At 37.9% G+C, this 20332-nt stretch carries 22 protein-coding genes; 8 read left to right on the top strand and 14 right to left on the bottom strand.

What is annotated here, in order from left to right; translation table 11 throughout:
• Positions 1-24: 24 nt before the first annotated feature.
• The 3 genes from B7700_RS05995 to apf form a co-directional block, all read right to left on the bottom strand.
• Complete coding sequence (locus B7700_RS05995; protein WP_049543167.1) at positions 25-612, bottom strand: hypothetical protein; 588 nt, start codon at positions 610-612, stop codon at positions 25-27.
• 312 nt (positions 613-924) lie between these two features.
• Complete coding sequence (locus tag B7700_RS05990; protein ID WP_049500743.1) at positions 925-1797, bottom strand: helix-turn-helix domain-containing protein; 873 nt, start codon at positions 1795-1797, stop codon at positions 925-927.
• A gap of 138 nt (positions 1798-1935) precedes the next feature.
• Entirely contained in the window at positions 1936-2586 is a 651-nt protein-coding gene (gene apf, locus B7700_RS05985; RefSeq protein WP_084887758.1) for an aggregation-promoting factor, read from the bottom strand.
• A gap of 239 nt (positions 2587-2825) precedes the next feature.
• Between apf and sdaAB the strand changes: the two genes are divergently transcribed.
• Genes sdaAB through B7700_RS05970 form a run of 3 tightly spaced genes read left to right on the top strand, consistent with a single transcriptional unit; the run spans position 2826 to position 5032 of the window.
• Positions 2826-3497, top strand: coding sequence for an L-serine ammonia-lyase, iron-sulfur-dependent subunit beta (gene sdaAB / locus B7700_RS05980; RefSeq protein WP_084887756.1), 672 nt, complete (start codon positions 2826-2828; stop codon positions 3495-3497).
• Positions 3498-3505: 8 nt separating this feature from the next.
• Positions 3506-4378: an L-serine ammonia-lyase, iron-sulfur-dependent, subunit alpha gene (gene sdaAA / locus B7700_RS05975; RefSeq protein WP_000500050.1), complete on the top strand. Its 873-nt coding sequence runs from the start codon at positions 3506-3508 to the stop codon at positions 4376-4378.
• Positions 4379-4399: 21 nt separating this feature from the next.
• The gene (locus tag B7700_RS05970) at positions 4400-5032 is read left to right on the top strand and encodes an HAD family hydrolase (RefSeq protein ID WP_000200820.1); all 633 of its coding nucleotides are present in this window, start codon (positions 4400-4402) and stop codon (positions 5030-5032) included.
• A gap of 123 nt (positions 5033-5155) precedes the next feature.
• Here B7700_RS05970 and B7700_RS05960 read toward each other — a convergent pair whose 3' ends face one another.
• Both B7700_RS05960 and B7700_RS05950 read right to left on the bottom strand, forming a co-directional pair.
• Positions 5156-7006 carry a polysaccharide biosynthesis protein gene (locus B7700_RS05960; protein ID WP_001035713.1) on the bottom strand — a complete coding sequence of 617 codons (1851 nt, stop codon included), beginning with the start codon at positions 7004-7006 and terminating at the stop codon, positions 5156-5158.
• Between the two features lie 247 nt (positions 7007-7253).
• A complete protein-coding gene (locus B7700_RS05950) occupies positions 7254-8084 on the bottom strand; it encodes a glycosyltransferase (protein ID WP_084887754.1) in 831 nt (276 codons plus the stop codon).
• 154 nt (positions 8085-8238) lie between these two features.
• On the opposite strand from B7700_RS05950, the gene B7700_RS05945 reads away from it, so the two are divergent.
• The 5 genes from B7700_RS05945 to B7700_RS05925 all read left to right on the top strand — a co-directional run bounded on the left by B7700_RS05945 (position 8239) and on the right by B7700_RS05925 (position 12520).
• Positions 8239-9405, top strand: coding sequence for a CynX/NimT family MFS transporter (locus tag B7700_RS05945; RefSeq protein ID WP_049543180.1), 1167 nt, complete (start codon positions 8239-8241; stop codon positions 9403-9405).
• Positions 9406-9543: 138 nt separating this feature from the next.
• Positions 9544-9870, top strand: a complete 327-nt coding sequence (locus tag B7700_RS05940; protein WP_000273858.1) for a PadR family transcriptional regulator — start codon at positions 9544-9546, stop codon at positions 9868-9870.
• Positions 9857-10450 (top strand): DUF1700 domain-containing protein, encoded by a 594-nt coding sequence (locus tag B7700_RS05935; protein WP_084887752.1) that lies wholly within the window; start codon positions 9857-9859, stop codon positions 10448-10450. The genes B7700_RS05940 and B7700_RS05935 overlap by 14 nt, the downstream gene beginning before the upstream one ends.
• Positions 10443-11393, top strand: coding sequence for a DUF4097 family beta strand repeat-containing protein (locus tag B7700_RS05930; RefSeq protein WP_084887749.1), 951 nt, complete (start codon positions 10443-10445; stop codon positions 11391-11393). The genes B7700_RS05935 and B7700_RS05930 overlap by 8 nt, the downstream gene beginning before the upstream one ends.
• A gap of 62 nt (positions 11394-11455) precedes the next feature.
• On the top strand, positions 11456-12520 hold the full coding sequence (locus B7700_RS05925) for a DUF6574 domain-containing protein (RefSeq protein ID WP_084887747.1): 1065 nt from the start codon (positions 11456-11458) through the stop codon (positions 12518-12520).
• 231 nt (positions 12521-12751) lie between these two features.
• Here the strand turns inward: B7700_RS05925 and B7700_RS05920 are convergent, their stop codons facing one another.
• The 9 genes from B7700_RS05920 to B7700_RS05885 form a co-directional block, all read right to left on the bottom strand.
• Positions 12752-14782 (bottom strand): ATP-binding cassette domain-containing protein, encoded by a 2031-nt coding sequence (locus tag B7700_RS05920; RefSeq protein ID WP_084887745.1) that lies wholly within the window; start codon positions 14780-14782, stop codon positions 12752-12754.
• Positions 14775-15356, bottom strand: a complete 582-nt coding sequence (locus B7700_RS05915) for a hypothetical protein (protein WP_020902116.1) — start codon at positions 15354-15356, stop codon at positions 14775-14777. The genes B7700_RS05920 and B7700_RS05915 overlap by 8 nt, the downstream gene beginning before the upstream one ends.
• 8 nt (positions 15357-15364) lie before the next feature.
• Entirely contained in the window at positions 15365-16057 is a 693-nt protein-coding gene (locus B7700_RS05910) for a hypothetical protein (protein ID WP_020902117.1), read from the bottom strand.
• A 23-nt stretch (positions 16058-16080) separates the two neighbouring features.
• Entirely contained in the window at positions 16081-16944 is an 864-nt protein-coding gene (locus B7700_RS05905; RefSeq protein WP_020902118.1) for an ATP-binding cassette domain-containing protein, read from the bottom strand.
• A 472-nt stretch (positions 16945-17416) separates the two neighbouring features.
• Positions 17417-17818: a TlpA family protein disulfide reductase gene (locus B7700_RS05900; RefSeq protein WP_239822551.1), complete on the bottom strand. Its 402-nt coding sequence runs from the start codon at positions 17816-17818 to the stop codon at positions 17417-17419.
• A 44-nt stretch (positions 17819-17862) separates the two neighbouring features.
• Positions 17863-18006 (bottom strand): hypothetical protein, encoded by a 144-nt coding sequence (locus tag B7700_RS11310; protein ID WP_239822550.1) that lies wholly within the window; start codon positions 18004-18006, stop codon positions 17863-17865.
• Positions 18006-18227 (bottom strand): hypothetical protein, encoded by a 222-nt coding sequence (locus B7700_RS05895; protein ID WP_000389381.1) that lies wholly within the window; start codon positions 18225-18227, stop codon positions 18006-18008. The genes B7700_RS11310 and B7700_RS05895 overlap by 1 nt, the downstream gene beginning before the upstream one ends.
• Positions 18228-18369: 142 nt before the next feature.
• Complete coding sequence (locus B7700_RS05890; RefSeq protein WP_020902121.1) at positions 18370-19293, bottom strand: helix-turn-helix domain-containing protein; 924 nt, start codon at positions 19291-19293, stop codon at positions 18370-18372.
• A gap of 157 nt (positions 19294-19450) precedes the next feature.
• Positions 19451-20311: a DUF4299 family protein gene (locus B7700_RS05885; protein ID WP_084887743.1), complete on the bottom strand. Its 861-nt coding sequence runs from the start codon at positions 20309-20311 to the stop codon at positions 19451-19453.
• Positions 20312-20332: the final 21 nt, after the last annotated feature.

Here is a 20332-nt window from a genome sequence, read left to right as displayed (position 1 = left end):
GTTAGTTTTTTGGGCAATTGTCAATCAGAATGTTCTTTTATCTGTCAATAATCCTAGAAAATCTTGTCGTTTCAAGTCTGAGAAATGTTTGGTAGAGAGACTTCCCTTTTGAAGTCCATCATCTCTAACCTGCAAATAATAGCTATGTTGGCTTGTTTTAATTGTCAAAAAATCGCCAAATATAAAAACTCTTTTCCAGTTGCGAATCTCAAATTCTTTCATCTCTGATTTTGGAATGCGGATAAGTCCTTGCCGCAAATCACGATGATGCTCACTTGTGAAAGTCATCCCATTCCCAAGATTTCTTATTAGTAGTTCATCTGGAGTTACCATCACCAGCGCTATTTTAGTTAAGAAAATTTCAACTGTTGGTGGTAAAATCGCCAAGTTGAACCAAGGATGTAGGTAGCGATACGCTAAGAAATAATGAGGCTCCTCACCCAATCCTAGTTGTTTATATAAGGCCTTGACCTCACTATCTAACCTCGCTTCAAAAGACACATCCGAATGCTCTTCTTCCTTCCTCTGATTAAAATAACGCATCCAGACTAGAAAACCTATAAAGACTATAATAAATATTCCTGATAAGAGATATTTTACATTGTAGTTCATCACTTAACCTCCTGATTCACTACTCCGCCCAAAGCAGAGGCCTATTTATTTTGAAAATAGTTCCATAACAACTTTAAATAAGACTGGTAAGATTGTCAAACTAGAATTCTTTCTTTTCTAGCTACATCATAATTCTCGACTAAATACAAAGTTAAGGTCACTGAATTTGTCAACGCTTGCACACCTCCCGTTTCACCTATATTATAAATCAACATATATAACCTGTCAAGCAATTAAAGCAAATATTAAATGTTTTCAAAAAGAAGAATTATAGTTATATTTTACACATAAAAAAGATAGCTTTTGCTATCCTTATACATTATCTGACTGCTTATCCATTAGATATTGTTCCACCTTGAGCGCCTTGACTTCATTATTTTCAATTAGATAAAGCACCTTAGCTTTCATATAATAGTCCTTAGCAACAGAGATATCAAGATCTTCTGTTACATTTCCCAATAAACAATATAAATCTGCTAACCTAAAGCTACTATGATATTTGTTACAAAATTCAATTATCTCCAATAATAGCGCTCTGGACTTATCCATCTCCTCCTGTTTCCAAAGGTGGTAACAATAATTGTATTTTATTTTGATATACAACTCAATTTGTTCACGCACACTAGTATCGATTTTTGAAAGGGCTACGGAAACCTGATCATATAGTTGCTCAAATTTCTCCTTATCCTCATCATAGCCTAAGAAAATCAGCAGGGTATTCAAAATATATAAGTAATCCACTTTATCAATACTAATCCTACTAAGGATGTCCTCTATTTTTGAAATAGCTAGTTTTAATTGATGTTCACATTGATAAGTTAGAATGGCATCTATCCAGTCCAGATAAATCTTTTCATCAAAAGATAAAGAAGTCTGTTGCTTTCTCTCTCCCTCAAAAGCATATTTCAAAGAGGCATAATCTTGATTTTCCAATAATGTTTCAGACAATCTCTTGAAAGCAGACAAGCCTAGAAACTCTTTCGAAATTTCTCCTGAAAAGAAATAGTCCATATTTAAGCCCATTTTTTCAGATAATTTATATAACAAATCTGCTCCTGGCATATATTTGCCTTGTTCCATTCGACTTATCTGAGTTTGTTGGCAAATTCCTTCTGCCAACTCTTTTTGCGACCACCCCAACTCTTTTCGCTTATTTTTTAATCTTGTTGCTAATAATGCATGCATGCTAACCACCACTATTTATATTCTATAAAAACATTATACTACTTTTTTGAGAAGATTATATCAGATTGTCTACATAGTGTGAACAGGATTCTAAAAAGGAAAGAAAAAAGAGCTATTCAAAGCTCTTTCCCCTATTTCTTAATACCAGCCGTTGTTAAGCCAAAAGTTTTTAGCGGCTGACCATGAACCGTAACGTCCTGCAACGTAAGCATCTGCTACACGTTCTTGGTTTTCAGCTGAGTAGTCACCGTTCAAGTATGAATCTGTCAATTGGTAACGTCCAATGTAACGTCCATTTGTAGCTGTATAGCTACCACCTGATTCTTTTTGTGCAATCCATTCTTTAGCTTCTGCTTCAGATCCGCTTACAGTTGCGGCTGGTGCTGAAGTTTCTGCTGTAGCAACAGTTTCTTCTGCTACAGGAGCGCTTGCAGCTGGTGCTGCTTCTTCTACTACTTCTGTAGTTTCTGCTACTGGAGCTGAAACAGTTTCATCTTGAGCAGCTGGTGCTGCATAAGTAGCTGGCGCTGGTGTTGCTGCTGGTGCTACTGGACCGTCGATAACCAACTCTTGACCAACATAAATCATATGGATGTTGTCAATGTGGTTGTTTTCTGCCAATTTCTCAACAGTTGTGTTGTGAGTTTCAGCGATTTCTGAAAGTGTATCACCTTCTTTAACAGTGTAAGTTGATGATTCTTGAGCAGATACAAATGATGGAGCAAATACTGCAAACAAGGCAGCTACTCCTGCAAGAGTTGTTTTAATCTTTTTAGTTGTTGATTTCATATTTGAAAATTCTCCTTCTTTCTATACTTCTATCATACCCTTTAAATATTACTATTTCTTAACACTTTTATGTAGAAATATTACAAAATTATTTTTTATTTCCCTAAATAAGCCATTTTTGTCATAAAAGTCGCTATTTTATGCTGTTTGTGGCATTAAAAAGGTTTTTATCCACAATTAAAGTCAAGACACCCATTCTTTGATATAATAGAGATAAGAATTTTTATAAGGGGAAACTGATGAAATCACTTCGTTTTCAATCTGTCTTTGATATCATCGGACCAGTTATGATTGGCCCATCTAGTAGCCATACAGCTGGTGCTGTTCGTATTGGGAAGATTGTCTCTTCCATTTTTGATGCTACTCCGACAGAAGTCGAATTCCAACTATTTAACTCATTTGCCAAGACCTATCGTGGCCACGGGACAGACCTAGCCCTTGTTGCAGGCATTTTGGGCATGGATACAGATGATCCTGAAATCCCAAACAGCCTGGAAATTGCCCACAAGCGCGGCATCAAGATTGTCTGGACTATTCAAAAAGACAGCAATGCCCCTCACCCAAACACCACTAAAATTACCGTTAAAAATGCTCATAAGACCATTAGCGTGACTGGTATTTCTATCGGGGGAGGAAATATTCAGGTAACCGAACTCAATGGCTTTGCCGTCTCTCTCAATATGAATACACCGACTATCATCATTGTTCATCAAGATATTCCAGGTATGATTGCCCTCGTAACAGAGGCCCTTTCCCGCTATGATATCAATATCGCCCAGATGAATGTTACTCGTGAAAAAGCTGGTGAAAAAGCTATTATGATTATCGAAGTTGACAGTCGCAACTGTGATGAGGCTATCGAAGAAATTCGAAAAATCCCTCATCTCCACAATGTCAATTTCTTTAAATAGGAGGAAGCATGTTTTATTCTATCAAAGAATTGGTCGAGCAGGCAGAACTGGACTTTCAAGGAAATGTCGCAGAACTCATGATTACAACAGAGTTTGAATTGACCGGTCGCGAACGTGAAGAAGTCTTCCTTCTCATGGAACGCAATCTAGAAGTCATGAAAGCCTCTGTCCAACTTGGCCTCAATGAAAATAAATCTCGTAGTGGCCTGACAGGTGGAGATGCTGCCAAATTGGATCACTACATCAAAAACGGAAAAACTCTGTCAGATTACACGATTCTCTCTGCTGCCCGAAATGCCATTGCAGTCAATGAACACAATGCCAAAATGGGCTTGGTTTGTGCCACTCCGACCGCAGGAAGTGCTGGCTGTCTGCCTTCCGTTCTAACAGCTGCTATTGAAAAATTAGACCTCAGCCACGAGCAACAGCTGGATTTCCTCTTTGCTGCCGGTGCCTTTGGACTAGTCATCGCAAACAATGCCTCTATCTCAGGTGCTGAAGGTGGCTGTCAGGCCGAGGTTGGTTCGGCCTCTGCTATGAGTGCTGCAGCCTTGACTCTAGCTGCCGGTGGAACACCTTATCAGGCCAGTCAAGCCATTGCCTTTGTCATTAAAAATATGCTAGGCCTCATCTGTGACCCTGTTGCCGGCTTGGTCGAAGTTCCCTGTGTCAAACGCAATGCCATGGGAGCTAGCTTTGCCTTCATCGCAGCAGACATGGCCCTGGCAGGTATCGAATCTAAAATCCCTGTGGATGAAGTTATCGATGCCATGTACCAAGTAGGAGCAAGCATGCCAACTGCCTTTCGTGAAACAGCTGAAGGTGGACTCGCTGCCACCCCTACTGGTCGTCGCCTCCAAAAAGAAATTTTCGGAGAATAAGCTTATCAAATAGGAGAAACCATGACCTCTATCTCAGCTATCTTTTTCGATCTGGACGGAACCCTCGTTGATAGTTCTATCGGGATTCACAATGCCTTTACCCATACCTTTAAGGAGCTGGGGGTACCTAGCCCTGATGCCAAAACGATTCGTGGTTTTATGGGACCGCCTCTTGAAAGTAGTTTTGCGACCTGCCTTCCCAAAGAACAAATTTCTGAAGCCGTGCAGATATACCGTTCGTACTATAAGGAGAAAGGCATCCATGAAGCTCAGCTCTTCCCTCATATTGTAGGCTTGCTTGAGAAGTTATCGAGCAATTACCCTCTTTATATCACCACTACAAAGAATACTCCAACCGCTCAAGACATGACTAAAAACTTGGGAATCTATCATTTCTTTGATGGCATTTATGGTTCCAGCCCCGAAGCACCCCATAAGGCAGATGTCATACGCCAAGCCTTGCAGACACATCAACTAGCACCGGAACAAGCCATCATCATCGGAGATACCAAGTTTGATATGCTTGGAGCTCAAGAAACAGGCATTCAGAAATTGGCCGTCACTTGGGGATTTGGAGAGCAAGCAGATCTACTAAACTATCAGCCTGATTATATCGCCCACAAACCCATAGAAGTTTTGAGGTATTTTCAATAACATATACATACGACAAGGCGACGTTAACGTGGTTTGAAAAGATTTTCGAAGAGTATAAGTCTCTACATAACAAAACGCATATTACCAAGGTTCTTCAGACCTGATAATATGCGTTTTTCTTTTTTATTCAACGTGGGTTGTTTGATTGGCAAAGGCGATAATAGCTTGCTTCAACTCATCTCCACTGAGAGTGCGGAACTCTTCAATCTTTTGATCGATGGCTTCTAAAGGCATAACATTGACCTTACCAACGAAAATCTTATCCATAACTTGGTTATCAACAAGTTCGGTTGATACCAAGAGTTCTTCGTAAAGTTTTTCACCTGGGCGGATTCCAACTTCAACGATTGGAATTTCACTTTCGGTGTGTCCACTTAGAAGGACCATTTTCTTGGCCAAGTCATAAATCTTGACTGGTTTGCCCATATCAAGGATAAAGACTTCCCCATCCTTGGCATAAGCACCAGCATGGATAACCAAACGGCTAGCTTCTGGAATAGTCATAAAGTAACGGGTCATGCGGAAGTCTGTCACCGTTACAGGACCGCCTTCAGCAATCTGACGTTCAAAGACAGGAATCACACTACCTCGACTACCAAGAACATTCCCAAAACGAACCGCACAGTAAGTCGATTGGCTACGTTGGTTAAAGCCAGTGACAATCAACTCAGCCACTCGCTTGGTTGCTCCCATAACATTTGGTGGATTAACCGCCTTATCTGTCGAAATCATAACCATCTTAGGTACTTTAGCTTCATCAACAGCCTTAGCAACATTGTAAGTTCCACGAATATTGTTTTTGAAGGCTTCTTTTGGATTGCGCTCCATCATAGGAACGTGCTTGTGGGCTGCCGCATGATAAACAATAGCTGGCTTGTACTGCTCAAAGACTTGCAACAAACGGTCATAGTCTTGAATATCGGCAATAACTGGTACATAATCAATCCCTTGGAACTTGCGAATCAATTCATGATAAACAAGGTAGATTGAATTTTCCCCATGACCGAGCAAGACGATGCGTTCAGGATTGAAACGACTAACTTGGCGACAGATTTCAGAACCGATTGAGCCACCAGCACCTGTGACTAAGATTGTCTTACCTGTCAGTTCTGCGCCCAGACGCGATTCGTCAAGACGAATTTCCTGACGTCCCAAAAGGTCTGTAATATCAATTTTTTGGAAGCCAGTACCTGCTTGGTGAAGTCCTTGAACAACCGTTTCAACCTTAGGCATCTTGTAACACTTGACACCCAGCTTATTACACATCTGCAAGATACGTTCATATTCTGACGGGTCAAGCGACGGAATCGCAACGATAACACGCTCGATTTGATGGCGTTTGGCTAATTCAGGCAGATCATCATATGAACCCAAAACAGGGATTCCACCAAGTTTTTGGCCTTTTTTCTTAGAATCCTTGTCCAAAATACCGACAAGTTCTAATTCACTAGTTGGATGTTGGTAACTATCCATAAAGAGAGCTCCACCATCACCGGCACCAATCAAGAAGGTTCGACGGTGTTCTCCATCACCACTTCCCTTTTTGCGTTTAGAGTAGATTAACTGCCAAGTAATCCGTGGCAATAAAATCAAGAAAGTACTCAACAAGATAAAGAGAATGATGAAACGGATTGAAAAAAGTGGCAAGAAGGCATAGCAGATACTATATGACAAGATACTGCTAGCAGTCACACCAAAAAAGATTTTCATGAAATCCGTAATCTTGCTGTAACGACTAATACTAGCGTTCAGCCCCCAAAATCCAATCATCAATTGATAGAACAGGAAGGCCAAACTCGTATAGATAATGTAGTCAACAGGTGCTGGATTAATCAATCCGTAGAATAAAATATAAGATACAATGATGGAAACCACCATACTCAAAATATCAAATATTCCCCAGAAAACCTGTTTTTGTTGTTTATTTAAAATTTCCACCAGATCAATCACATAATCTGTGAGTTTTTTATTCATAGAAATTTACTCCTCCTTAAAAGAGCTGGATGATTATACTCAATGAAAATCAAAGAGCAAACTAGGAAACTAGGAAACTAGCCGCAGGTTGCTCAAAACACTGTTTTGAGGTTGTAGATGGAACTGACGTAGTCAGTATCCTACACATACGGCAAGGCGACGTTGACGCGGTTTGAATTTGATTTTCGAAGAGCATTATATTGTTATTATAACACTTTTTCTAAAGTTTATGATTTGCTACAATCTTTTACTTGCTTTTTCGTAACAGTTTCATAAAAATAAACTGTCGGACAAATCCGGGACAAAGGGCAACAATCATCTGAATGGCAACACTCTTGGCATACTCCATGTAAGAAATTTGCCCTCTCTTCAGCATGCGCTGACGAGCTTGACGATAGAGTTTGAGGTAACGCAGTCCCCCACGACGCTCAAACATTCCTGCTCCAACACGAACCTTACACAAGATTTGATCCAGATTTCCAGTCTTAGCTCCTGCAGCAATCATATTGAGCCAGAGGAGGTCATCCTCCATATAAAGGCCATCCTCATAGTTGCCTGCCTTGAGAACCATGTCCTTCTTGAACATGACAGTCATGTGGTTAAAGGCACTTCTCATCCTTTGATAAGCTACAATATCTGCATGCTGGGTTGGAACACGACGGTAAGAAACGATCTCATCAGGATTGTCAATAAACTCTGCAATATGTCCACCTAATAGGTCGAGCTTGTCCTTCTCCATTAGCTGAACCTGTTTCTCAAAACGGTCTGGAACAGCTATATCATCTGTATCCATACGAGCGATGATATCGTACTGACACTGCAAAACACCCTGTCGAAGAGCCAGACCCAAACCTTGATTCTGCTCAAGAGGATAGCGTTTCACTGGAATATCAGACTCAGCTTCAAGCTGGTCTAATACCTGATAGAGCTCAGGTGTCAAAGGCCCATCCTCAACCAGAACCAACTCGCTCGGTTTCAGGGTCTGATTTTGAACACTCTCAATAGCATCCTTTAAAAATGTCGGATTTTCCTTGATATAGACCGACATCAATACGCTGATTTTTTGCTTTTCAGACACAGTTTTTCTCCAATGTATAGATTTCCTTCCACTATTTTATCATAATTTTCAAGACTTTCCCATTTTTATCTTGAAAGCCCAAAACCTTACTTGACATTATAAGGAAAAAACCTTAAAATAAGCTGTTATTAAAATCAGCTAGAAGAGGTATTATATGAAAAAGCAATCACTCTTTTTTGTTCCAGGTATTATCCTGATTGGTGTTTCCTTGCGGACTCCTTTTACTGTTTTACCCATTATTTTGGGAGATATTTCTCAAGGACTGGGAGTAGAAGTTAGTTCGCTTGGTGTCTTGACCAGCCTTCCCCTCCTCATGTTTACCCTCTTCTCACTATTTTCTACCCGACTGGCTCAAAAAATCGGCTTGGAGCATCTCTTCACCTACAGCCTCTTCTTCTTGACTATCGGTTCTCTCATTCGACTAATCAATCTGCCCCTGCTCTATCTAGGAACCTTGATGGTGGGGGCAAGTATCGCAGTCATCAATGTGCTGCTTCCTAGTCTTATCCAAGCCAATCAACCAAAGAAGATTGGTTTTCTGACCACCTTATATGTAACCTCTATGGGGATTGCAACGGCTCTGGCCTCCTATCTGGCTGTGCCTATTACACAAGCCAGTTCTTGGAAAGGACTTATCATCCTCCTCACCCTGCTCTGCCTTGCAACTTTTTTGGTCTGGCTACCTAATCACCGCTATAATCACAGACTGGCTCCACAAACCAAACAAAAAAGCAAAGCAAAGGTCATGCGTAATAAACAGGTCTGGGCAGTTATTGTCTTTGCAGGTTTTCAATCCTTGCTCTTTTACACAGCTATGACCTGGCTACCTACCATGGCTATCCATGCAGGCCTATCCAGTCACGAAGCTGGCTTGCTGACTTCTATCTTCTCTCTGATTAGCATTCCTTTTTCAATGACCATCCCAAGCCTGACAACCAGCTTGTCTACTCGCAACCGTCAGCTCATGCTCGCTCTGGTTTCACTAGCTGGTGTGGTCGGCATTTCCATGCTCTTTTTCCCAATCGGTAATTTCTTTTACTGGCTTGCCATCCATCTCCTCATCGGAACCGCAACCAGCGCCCTCTTCCCCTATCTCATGGTCAACTTTTCACTCAAGACAAGCGCCCCTGAAAAGACTGCCCAATTGTCTGGTTTATCTCAAACAGGAGGCTATATCCTAGCAGCCTTTGGGCCAACCCTCTTTGGTTACAGTTTTGACCTTTTCCACTCTTGGGTGCCAGCTGTAGCTGCCCTCTTACTCGTCGATATCCTGATGACTGTGGCCCTCTTTACAGTGGACAGAGCTGATAAAATCCTTTAAACTTCTAGTTTTGGCTAGAAGTTTTTTATATATAAAAATTTTACACATTTCTCTTGACAGGGCTTTCATTTAGATGTACAATGTATGTGTAGAAAAATTATATATAAAAATCTTACACATTAGAAAAGGAGGTTTCCCATGTACTTTCCAACATCCTCTGCCTTGATTGAATTTCTCATCTTGGCCGTACTGGAGCAGGATGATTCTTATGGTTATGAGATTAGCCAGACCATTAAGCTTATCGCTAACATCAAAGAATCTACGCTCTATCCCATTCTCAAAAAATTGGAAGGCAATAGCTTTCTGACAACCTATTCTAGAGAGTTCCAAGGTCGCATGCGCAAATACTACTCCTTGACAAATGGTGGTATAGAACAGCTCGTGACCCTGAAAGATGAATGGGCACTCTATACAGACACCATTAATGGCATCATAGAAGGGAGTATCCGCCATGACAAGAACTGAATACCTGACTCAGCTAGAACTCTATCTCAAAAAACTGCCTCAGGCTGACCAAATTGAAGCCATGGACTATTTCAGGGAACTCTTTGACGATGCTGGAGTCGAAGGAGAAGAAGAACTCATCGCTAGCTTGGGAACTCCCAAAGAAGCGGCCCACGAAGTTCTCTCCAATCTTCTCGATAAAAAAATCAATGAAGCACCCGCTCAAAAGAATAACCGACAAATTTTGCATATCGCCTTGTTAGCTCTCCTTGCGGCACCCATCGGTATTCCTCTGGGAATCGCCATCCTCGTGTCCCTGTTCGCAATCCTTGTGGCAGCCTTGACTGTCATCTTGGCTTTCTTTGCGGTTTCCATACTTGGTATCATCGGCGGATTCCTATTTTTAGTTGAAAGTTTTACTGTCCTAGACCAAGCTAAATCAGCCTTTATCTTGATTTTCGGTTCTGGTTTACTAGCTATCGGTGCTTCTTCGCTGGTTTTATTAGGTATTTCCTATGTAGCTCGCTTCTTCGGTCTACTCATTGTTCGCCTGGTGCAATTTGTTCTCAAAAAAGGAAAGAGAGGTGACCAGCATGCGTAAATGGACAAAAGGATTTCTCATTTTTGGTGTGGTGACTACTATTATCGGATTTATCCTGCTCTTTGTAGGTATCCAATCTGACGGGATCAAGAGCCTACTTGCCATGTCCAAGGAGCCTGTCTATGATAGTCGGATGGAAGAGCTGACCTTTGGCAAGGAAGTCGAAAACCTAGAGATTACGCTCCACCAACACGCACTGACCATCACAGACTCTTTCGATGATCAAATCCACATTTCTTATCATCCATCTATTTCTGCTAACCATGATCTTGTCACAAATCAAAACAACAAAACTCTAAGCCTCACTGATAAGAAACTGTCTGAAAGTCCGTTTCTCTCTTCTGGAATTGGCGGGATTCTCCATATCGCAAGCAGCTACTCTAGTCGTTTTGATGAAGTTATTCTCCAATTACCAAAAGGAAGAATCCTAAAAGGAATCAACATCTCAGCCAATCGCAGACAAACCAGTATCACTAATGCTAGTCTTGAAAATGCGACCATCAATACCAATAATGGCTATCTCCTCCGAATTGAAGGAAGTCGTATCAAAAACAGTAAACTCACAACACAAAATATTATCAATATCTTTGATACAGACCTTACAGATAGTCAGCTAGAGTCAACAAAACATCACATCCACGCTGAAAATATCCAAGTACATGGTAAGGTGGAATTGGTAGCGAAAACAGACCTACAACTGCTACTTTCCGAAGAAGAAAAACAAAGAGTCAACTTAGATCTTTCAACAAAACATGGCTCTATTCTTCATTTTTTAAGAGAAGGAAGGCGTTCGTTTAAAAACAAAGAAAACAAAAATGAACGATTAAGCAATCCTTATAAAACAGAAAAAGCAGATGCAAAAGATCAACTCATCGCAAGGGCAGAACAGGATATCTATCTACTCAAAGCAGAGGAACACGAGTCTTCTTCTAGAAATCGTTGACAAAAGCGCTTACATCTGCTACTATGGAAGCATATTTATCTAACTAAAAAGGAGGTTCTACCATGAAACAAGAATGGTTTGAAAGTAATGATTTTGTAAAAACAACAAGCAAGAACAAGCCTGATGAACAGGCCCAAGATGTTGCAGACAAGGCTGAAGAAACGATAGCCGATCTCGATACACCAATTGAAAAAAATACTCAAGTAGAGGAGGAAGTCTGTCAAGCTGAAGTCGAACTTGAAAACCAGCAAGAAGAGAAAATTGAAACGCCTGAAGACAGTGAATCAAGAACAGAAATAGAAGAAAAGAAAGCATTAGATTCTACTGAAGAAGAGCAAGATCTTTCTGGGGAAACAGAAAAAGTCACTAAAGCTGAAGAGAGTCAAGAAGCACTTCCTCAGCAAAAAACAATCTTGAAAGAGCCACTTCTTATCAGTCAATCCTTAGAAAGTCCTTATATCCCCGACCAAGCTCCAAAATCTACGGATAAATGGAAAGAACAAGTGCTTGATTTTTGGTCTTGGCTAGTGGAAGCAATCAAATCTCCTACAAGCAGTCTTGAAACAAGTAGCACACACAGTTACACAGCCTTTCTTTTGCTCATTCTGTTTTCTGCATCTTCCTTTTTCTTTAGTATCTACCACATCAAACATGCTTACTATGGAAATATAGCAACTATGCATAATCACTTCCCTGAACAATTTGCTTCATTAAATCTCTTTTCAATTATCTCTATCCTAGTAGCAACAGCACTCTTCTTCTTTTCATTCCTCTTGGGTAGTTTCGTCGTGAGACGATTTATCTACCAAGAAAAGGACTGGACCCTAGAAAAAGTTCTCCAACAATATAGTCAACTCTTAGCAATTCCAATCTTCCTCACTGCTATTGCTAGTTTCTTTGCCTTCTTTGACAGCCTGCGATTTACGGCTCTCTTGTGTGTGATTAGCATTGGAATCATTCTGCTTGCCAGTCTCCATATCATTACAAGACCAAGTCAAGCAAGTGAAACCGACTCCTTCTATCAATTATTCTTGTCTGTCCTTGTGAACGGAGTCATTATCCTCCTCTTCTTTGTAGCTGAAGTGGCACTGATTGGAGATTATCTCCGTATCTTGGCCTTTCTTTAAACTTCAATCCTGTCTTCCATGGCAGGATTTTTTCTATGTCAAAAAAGCAAGTCACTTGACCTGCTTCACTTTTCTTGTGCTAATGCTTTAAAATCTTGTCTTAGGATGGGTTGTATTTCTAGAGTTCAGTAGTATGATAACGTTGCTATGAAGTTCGTTATTCCAAATATTATGCAAACTAGTTATATGTAAAATTAAGATTAGAAACCACCAATCTCCATTTATTAACTTTTAATGAAATTCGTCCATATTAATAACTTTACCTGCTCTAGCAATAACATCCTTATCATGAGTCACGACAATAACAATCTTTTCCTCGTTCACTAATTTCTCAACCTCATTTAGAAATAATTCAGTTGAGTTTCTGTCCAAATTTCCTGTAGGCTCATCAAATAGATAGATGTCCTTTTCTTGCGATAAACTCCTCATGAGTAGAATTTTTTGTTTCTGACCTTGCGAAATATTGGTGGCTTTCCCATCAATCTGATGACTTAGAGCTATATTGAGATTCAGACTATCAAGATTATTTGATTCATAGTTTTCCTTATTAAATAGAGTGAAATTAATATTTTTTGAAACACTTCCAGGGAATACATGAAATTCAGATGAATACACGCTTAAATAATCTAAAATATTAGTCTCCTCTAAAGTAGAAAAACTTTCCATTCCATTCAGTACAATATCACCCTCTGTTGGAGAAGATAATCCCTGAATAATATTCAAAAGAGATGATTTCCCAGTTCCATTCCCGCCTGTAATAACGGTTAATTCACCACTATTGAACTCAAAATTTAATTTAGTAAACACCAATCTTTCATCCCATTTTTTACATAAATTCCGGCATGACAATTGTTCAATTTTAGATACTGGAATGGTAGCAAGATTACTTTCCATCCCTACTTCCTCTAGTCCAATAAACTCAAAGGAATATTGACTTTTTTTCAATGCTACCCAAGATGTAATTAAAGAATTTAAAATGCTGGATAACAGTAATAAAATCAAAATACTATTTGTATACTCCGATATATGTGCGTAATCTCTAATAATATTTACAGTAGCAAGCAAAAATGAACCAGTTAAACCAATAAATATCTGCGTAGAAGCTAATAATCTATTGGTAATATGTGTACTATCTAGTTTCGTTCCCAATAGTTCATTGAGTCTTTCATCAAATTCTTTGATGAAGTCGCTAGATTTTTGGAAACTTATAATATCTTGCAAACCATAAATTGTATTTTCTACCAGAGAACTAAAGTTAGAACTATTAGCAATAAATTCTCGCTGATTTTTTACAACTTTTCGTATTTCAAAATTGACATATAAACCAAGAATAGCTATAGATACGCATGTAACTGCGAAAATAATAATATTCAATTTTAATAGCAATAACAGTAGCAAACAAAACACTAAAAGCTGTACCTTTAAGTAAAATTTTTGCATAATACCTGTTGCTGATAACAATAAATTCCAAAAATAACTACTCACATACTCATAATTTTTAGTTAAAGAAAAATCATTTAATTGGTTCTTATAAAAAGAGGACAGAATATCATTTAAAAAATTATTCTCAATCTTTCCTTTTAATCTCGTTTCTAATATAGAGAACTGCCAATACAAATATGAAGCTAATATTATTGAAGCTAGGGTAAATAGTTGAATACTAAACTGAATGTTAAGTAGACCAGACATTGTTATTTGTAGTAAAAAAGCAATAGCAATAGGTAAACTAATTTTAGCTAATCCCAAGAAAAAGATTGCCAATTTTCTCTTCCAACCAAGTGAAGCTAGAAATCTATGATATAACTTATCTGCATAGCTTATCGTAACAATATCTTTTCTATCTTCTGAATTAACATTCTCATTCTTTTGAGGAATTAAAACAATTCCTACACTCTGACTAAAAAGTTCTAATCTTGAAATTTTCTCAATTTCCTCATTTGCAGGATCAGAAACAATCAATGAACTACTGTCTCCATCCAACACGACGATATAATGAGGCAAGCTAGCTCTTTCTACTACTAGTAAATAAGGAAATGATACGTTGTTTAACAAACTAGGAGTCTCAATTTGATAAGAATCCGCATCAATACCATAGCTTTTTAGTATATCTTCTATATCAAACAAAGACAGTCCTTGGTGGTTATTGTTATCAAATTGTAGACTATCTAAATGTTCTAATTTTGGGAAATAGTAAGAAATGATTGTCTTTACACAAGCCATTCCACAATCCAGCAAAGTTGCTTGTTTATAGTGACTAACCATTATTTTCTCCTTTTTCAACACTTATCTTACTATAACCATCAACTTCAATGACGCTATTCGAAGTTTGATTTGTCGTAGGAACCTTTAAAACTTCTCCTGTATTATTTGTATGCAAAGTATAGATTCCATCAAAATCTTTAGGAACTGTAATAGATACATCGCCAACAAGAGTATCTACAAAAATTTTTTCGAAAGTTGCATTTTTCCCTAAGGAAATGGTTACATATAACTTGTCTTTCCCTTGTGAACTCAAAGCCAAATTAAAGCCATGTTGTGAAAATGGAATATATAGACTATCTGAACTCATTTTAACGTTTTTAGTTATGTTATTCACTGATTCTTCGGAAACTTTTCCTTCTATTTGAACACTTGTTTCATCTGATTCACTCTTGACAACTTTAACATCAATTGCTTGCTTTGAACCATAAAACTCTAACGTTTTAATACTTTTAGAAGAAAGAGCCCACGATTGTTTTACACTGATTGTCGTCTCTCCTCGTTTTAAGGTTAATAAAATTCCAGCCACTACAAACAGTAACAACAGCCCAATTACAATTCCTATTTTTTTCATCATTAGTACTCCTACTTAAATTCTTTTTTACTGAATACAACAAACGCAAGTACAATCACTGCTATACTTACCAATATAGGATAGCCTACATTCGTAAGGGTAAATTGACTTACTCCAGGGGAAGTTTTCAAATTTAAAGTCATTAATAAATAGTCTCTCACACTCTCACCAGAGTTTGGAAGGACATAAACCAATAGGTTATCAAACAGTAAAATATAGAGTATATAAATCATACATGATTCATAAACCTTATCAAATATTTGAAAAATTAATAATGAGATACTGATAATAACCAAATAGTATGGTAGTTGATGTAAAAATGTCGAAACAATCAACACCAAGTCTCCCTCCAAATAGACGAGGGCTGTTAAACTATAAAAAATAGTTACATATAGGAAAGACAAACAAAAGGCTCCCAAAGTTTTATATAAAAATAACTTCCAACGTTGTTTTTCTTTTGTGAGGAGAATGTTAATCGTACGGAAACTATAATCTTCCCCCCAGAAAAATAAATTAGTAGAGATAAAAAGCAAAGGAATAAAACCACTCACATTTGAAATCAATACTCGAAATGCTGGTTCATCTTCATTCGATGACTTAAAAAATAAGGAGAATAACAAAATCAATAATCCTATCAACAAACTAGGAAGTACTCCTCTTTTTTCCCAGTAAAATTTATACATATCTGCTTTAAGAGAATTCATGACTCTCCTCCTTTCTTAAATCATCAGATAATATTATGCAAATAGTAGTCCTCAAAGCGTTCTTTCTTAATATAAATATCCTGTATCACTAGATTTGACACGACACTATATTCCAAGATAGCCATTAATTTTTCCTTTTCTGGCACAACCAGATAGTCATCCTGCTCAAAATGAACAATGCCCTCTTCTTTTAAAAACGTTTTTAGAATCTGATTATTACTCGTCTTAAGGAAGAGCTTTTCTGACAAATCATTTGCTAGCTCTTTTGAACTCATCACATTTAGAATCTTTCCTTTTTTCATGATGATATACTTATCTGTTATAAATTCCAATTCTGACAGAATATGGCTCGAGATTAAAAAAGTAACTCCTAACTGATCCCGTAAATTCAAAATCATTTTTCTTAAATCTGAAATCCCTTGAGGATCTAAACCATTCACTGGTTCATCTAAGATAATAAGCTCTGGATTATCCAAAAGCGCAATTGCTATCGATAGTCTTTGCTTCATTCCAAGGGAATAGTTTTTTACTTTTCGATCCCATGACGGTTCCGGCAAGTGAACCAATTCCAACATTTTTGTGATATCTGTCTTTAAACCAAATCTTGTTTTATAATATTGCAGGTGTTGACGTCCAGTCAAGTTTGGATAGAGGGCAGGTGATTCGATAATACTACCAATCTTATGCTGCGAAACACTCTCAATTTCTCCCTTATCAGCTTGAATTAGTCCTAGAAGAATTCTCATTAAGGTTGTCTTTCCTGCACCATTTTCACCGATAAGACCACATATTTCCCCTTGCTCAATATCAAAGGAAATATTATGTAAAACCTGTTCTTTCCCATATGTTTTATCAATATTTTTAAGACTTAAAATCACACGATTCATAGTTTCTCTCCGTTCATTATATTAAAAAGTCTCTGACAAGGAATGAACCCTGCCAGAGATTTTTAGATTACGTTAACTCCAGCAGAAGAACCCAATACCTGTGAGCATTCCATAAATACCGAGTGGTGAAACAGCACAAAATTGACCTGCCACAATGTGTTTTTTATGTTTATTACTTAGTTTTTTCATTACTTAACCCTCCTTTTAATCCCAACAAAATATACCTACTCCATATCGAAGACCTATAATACAAAAGCGACCTGCTACAATGTGCTGTTTATTTTTGTTACTTAGTTTTTTCACTACTTCATCCTCCTATTTAATCCCAACAAAATATGCCTACTCCATATCGAAGACCTATAATACAAAAGCGACCTGCTACAATGTGTCTTTTGACACGTCCAGTTAGTTTTCTCATCAGAAAACCCTCCTTTTAAAAAATTTTTTATAATAACCAAATGAGATTCTCATTTCAGTCATTTATTAACTGTTTTAAATCTTTAGACAAGATTTCTTCGCTTCCTTGTTCTACATAAATTTGTTTCACTATCCCATCTTTATCCACTATAAATATTGTTGGAATAGCTTTTACATCAAAAAACTTAAAAGCTTGTAAATCTTGATCTATATAAACTGGAAAGGTAAAACCCTGATTCCTTAAAAATTGATGAGAGGTTTCAAGTGTTTCACGTTCCCCATCAACTATATCCACCATAAAGAAATCAACTTTATCTTGGTATTTATCATAAAGGCGCTGAATGATTGGGAGCTCTTTTTGGCAATCAGGACACCAACTAGCCCAGAATACCACAACCTTTGGTCTAAACTTATAATCTGATAGTTGAACCTGTGCTCCCTCATTAGAGGTTAACAATGCATTCTTGAATGTTGTATTTTTAGTTTTTGAAATATATTGGTTTATTTCCTCCTCTTTTTTAAGAGGAGCTCTTGCGCTGTTTCTTCTTGATGATGAGATTCCTGGTTTTGATAGTAAAATCCTGCTAAAAATAAAGATGCTATCACAAGAAGAACCATTGTCTCTACAACATGTTTTTTTGACATCATGGATTGTCCTCCACTTCTGAAATTCTAAAACTTTCGATAATAGATAATTCTTCTGGTAAGATTAAAACTCGCTCTTCGCCTGCATCTAAAATAGCTAAACGGAATGGTTCCTTATTCAACTCTATTTGTACCAACTTTTGCTCCGTCGTGTTATTTCGAAACAGCAAACTGTGGCGAGTTTGTGTAAACGTCTCTAGCGAGATACTAAAATCTTCCATTTCTATCTCCTATCCAGAAAACCAAAAACTAAGACTTAAGAATACTTCAAATCCAAACATGCTTCTTTCCTCCTTATCTCTTGTTCTTTATGATCATAGTATAGCGCTTTCAAAAATAAAAAAACATGACAAAAATGTCATGTTAGCTCTCCATTTCCTCAAAAGTTTTTAAATCTTTTTCTTTTTCTCCCAATATACGCGCTTCTAATACTTGGTCTCCAAATGCTTGAGCACAAATAATAGCTCTATCGTATAAGCGGATGGCTTTTTCCTTATCCCGTTTATGAAATAAGGTACACATAGCTTCAAGCATATCAACAATTGGCTTGTTTTGAAAATCCTGCGATAAAATCATCAGCCTGTTCATCGCCTTAACATAAGGCTCAAAAGTGGAGTAAGATTTTTCCATCCATTGAACAGCTAAAGAATCAAGCACTGTTCTCTTTAACATATAAGCTGTCTCTAAATCGGATGAATTTGTTTCTCTTATAAGTTTTTTAGAAAGCATCCAAAACAGTTCATGATGATACCCAATCGGTCTTGCTAAACACGAAACAAAGTACAATTTTATCAGAAGCAAATCATTCACCGAATAGTTTTTCCTTATCTTTACTTGTTCAAAATATTCATCCAGCAAAGCATCGCCAAAACCTGCATCTTCACTTACAAAGACATCAAAACTAGCTTGTAAGGCACTAACTGCAATCTGCTCATCCTCAGGTAGACTGTCATAATAGTGTTCGTAAACTCTTTCAAACAACTCTTCCTTAACTTGGATTCTATCATCATCTCCATAAGTTTGAAACTTAATGAGTTTATCCTTTAATATCAAGTACTCGGAGGGTAAAATCATATGATCCATATCTACTATATGTGAAATTGAACAGCCTAGTTTGTAAGCTATATACTCTACCTTGGATAAACTCGGGGAAGACTGGCCTGATTCAATCCGTGCTAATTGGCGCACCGTTATCTCAGTTTCATCATCACAAAGAGTTTCACGAGTGATATGTTTCATCTCTCGCAACATTCGGATTCTTTTACCTACTTCCTTCTTGATATCCATCTTAAAATCTCCTGATAATTAGTTACCGAATAATATTATATTTTTTATATTATGCTGTTTTTTATTGAACTAAGCAATTCTTAAAATTTTATATTACAAAACTTAACAAGACTAAACCATATTTCGCACGCTAAATAGCAATTGACCTGCTTCTGCTTTACTTTTCTTGTGCTAATGCTTTAAAATCTTTGTCTAAGATGGGTTGCACTTCTAATTGATTGGCATCTAGTTGGTGGTAAGATGCTGATGGTAGTGACTCTAGGAATTTTGCATAGTCTAAGCGGACAATGGCTTCATAGTCTTCTGGTTTAGAGCCGTCTCCTGTGATTTGAACCAAGTCAATCTCCCACTGCACTTCCTTATCCACCAATTGCTCAATATAGGCAGTAGGAACAAATGGTTCTCTCGGTAATACTGTCTTGACTCCTTGAGCCAGATGGTAAACACCGTGCACTTGGCCTTCTCCATCCTGATAGAAGGAAACTCTTGCAAAGTAGGCATCTGTCTCTTGAACCGCACGTACACGCGCTTCAAACTGAGCCAAGCCATTTTCCTCTAAAAAGCTTTTCAAGTCCTCATGACCAAAGAAAACAGGATTAAAAATTCCTTGGCAAATCGTAAAACGGGCTGCAGCGTCTGTCAGATGGGCTTGAATACTTGCTTGGAAATAAGCTTCAAAATCAAAACCATCTAGTCCTTCAATCTCAGTTCCTGTATAAGCAAGCAGAGCATCTAAAAATGATTTGATAATCTGCCAGTCTGTCTTCGTGAGTAGGTCAGGAAGATCGATACGGTAAGCCTTTTGACTATCAGCATAACTGACCTTAAAAAGAAATTGTGATTGCCCCACTATCGCACACTCGATATACTCAAGACGATTAAGAGGCTGACGGAGATAGATAGCATCATAGCTATGCGACTCCAAACCATCCACCAAGGCCAAGATAGACTTGGCAGTCAAAATTTCCTGTTCTCCTAAAATGCTCTGTTTATTTGGAATAAAAAATGTTTTCGTCATAACTGAACTCCTTTGAAATCG

It is taken from the genome of Streptococcus mitis, assembly GCF_002096755.1.
Lineage (GTDB): Bacteria > Bacillota > Bacilli > Lactobacillales > Streptococcaceae > Streptococcus > Streptococcus mitis_AC.
The sequence above is the reverse complement of the archived record's forward strand: the minus strand, read 5'-3'. Positions and strand labels throughout refer to the sequence as shown.

Coding starts and splice junctions, on each gene's coding strand:
- B7700_RS05995 (WP_049543167.1), bottom strand. CDS start 612: ATGAACTACAATGTAAAATATCTCTTATCAGGAATATTTATTATAGTC.
- B7700_RS05990 (WP_049500743.1), bottom strand. CDS start 1,797: ATGCATGCATTATTAGCAACAAGATTAAAAAATAAGCGAAAAGAGTTG.
- apf (WP_084887758.1), bottom strand. CDS start 2,586: ATGAAATCAACAACTAAAAAGATTAAAACAACTCTTGCAGGAGTAGCT.
- sdaAB (WP_084887756.1), top strand. CDS start 2,826: ATGAAATCACTTCGTTTTCAATCTGTCTTTGATATCATCGGACCAGTT.
- sdaAA (WP_000500050.1), top strand. CDS start 3,506: ATGTTTTATTCTATCAAAGAATTGGTCGAGCAGGCAGAACTGGACTTT.
- B7700_RS05970 (WP_000200820.1), top strand. CDS start 4,400: ATGACCTCTATCTCAGCTATCTTTTTCGATCTGGACGGAACCCTCGTT.
- B7700_RS05960 (WP_001035713.1), bottom strand. CDS start 7,006: ATGAATAAAAAACTCACAGATTATGTGATTGATCTGGTGGAAATTTTA.
- B7700_RS05945 (WP_049543180.1), top strand. CDS start 8,239: ATGAAAAAGCAATCACTCTTTTTTGTTCCAGGTATTATCCTGATTGGT.
- B7700_RS05940 (WP_000273858.1), top strand. CDS start 9,544: ATGTACTTTCCAACATCCTCTGCCTTGATTGAATTTCTCATCTTGGCC.
- B7700_RS05935 (WP_084887752.1), top strand. CDS start 9,857: ATGACAAGAACTGAATACCTGACTCAGCTAGAACTCTATCTCAAAAAA.
- B7700_RS05930 (WP_084887749.1), top strand. CDS start 10,443: ATGCGTAAATGGACAAAAGGATTTCTCATTTTTGGTGTGGTGACTACT.
- B7700_RS05925 (WP_084887747.1), top strand. CDS start 11,456: ATGAAACAAGAATGGTTTGAAAGTAATGATTTTGTAAAAACAACAAGC.
- B7700_RS05920 (WP_084887745.1), bottom strand. CDS start 14,782: ATGGTTAGTCACTATAAACAAGCAACTTTGCTGGATTGTGGAATGGCT.
- B7700_RS05915 (WP_020902116.1), bottom strand. CDS start 15,356: ATGATGAAAAAAATAGGAATTGTAATTGGGCTGTTGTTACTGTTTGTA.
- B7700_RS05910 (WP_020902117.1), bottom strand. CDS start 16,057: ATGAATTCTCTTAAAGCAGATATGTATAAATTTTACTGGGAAAAAAGA.
- B7700_RS05905 (WP_020902118.1), bottom strand. CDS start 16,944: ATGAATCGTGTGATTTTAAGTCTTAAAAATATTGATAAAACATATGGG.
- B7700_RS11310 (WP_239822550.1), bottom strand. CDS start 18,006: ATGTCAAAAAAACATGTTGTAGAGACAATGGTTCTTCTTGTGATAGCA.
- B7700_RS05895 (WP_000389381.1), bottom strand. CDS start 18,227: ATGGAAGATTTTAGTATCTCGCTAGAGACGTTTACACAAACTCGCCAC.
- B7700_RS05890 (WP_020902121.1), bottom strand. CDS start 19,293: ATGGATATCAAGAAGGAAGTAGGTAAAAGAATCCGAATGTTGCGAGAG.
- B7700_RS05885 (WP_084887743.1), bottom strand. CDS start 20,311: ATGACGAAAACATTTTTTATTCCAAATAAACAGAGCATTTTAGGAGAA.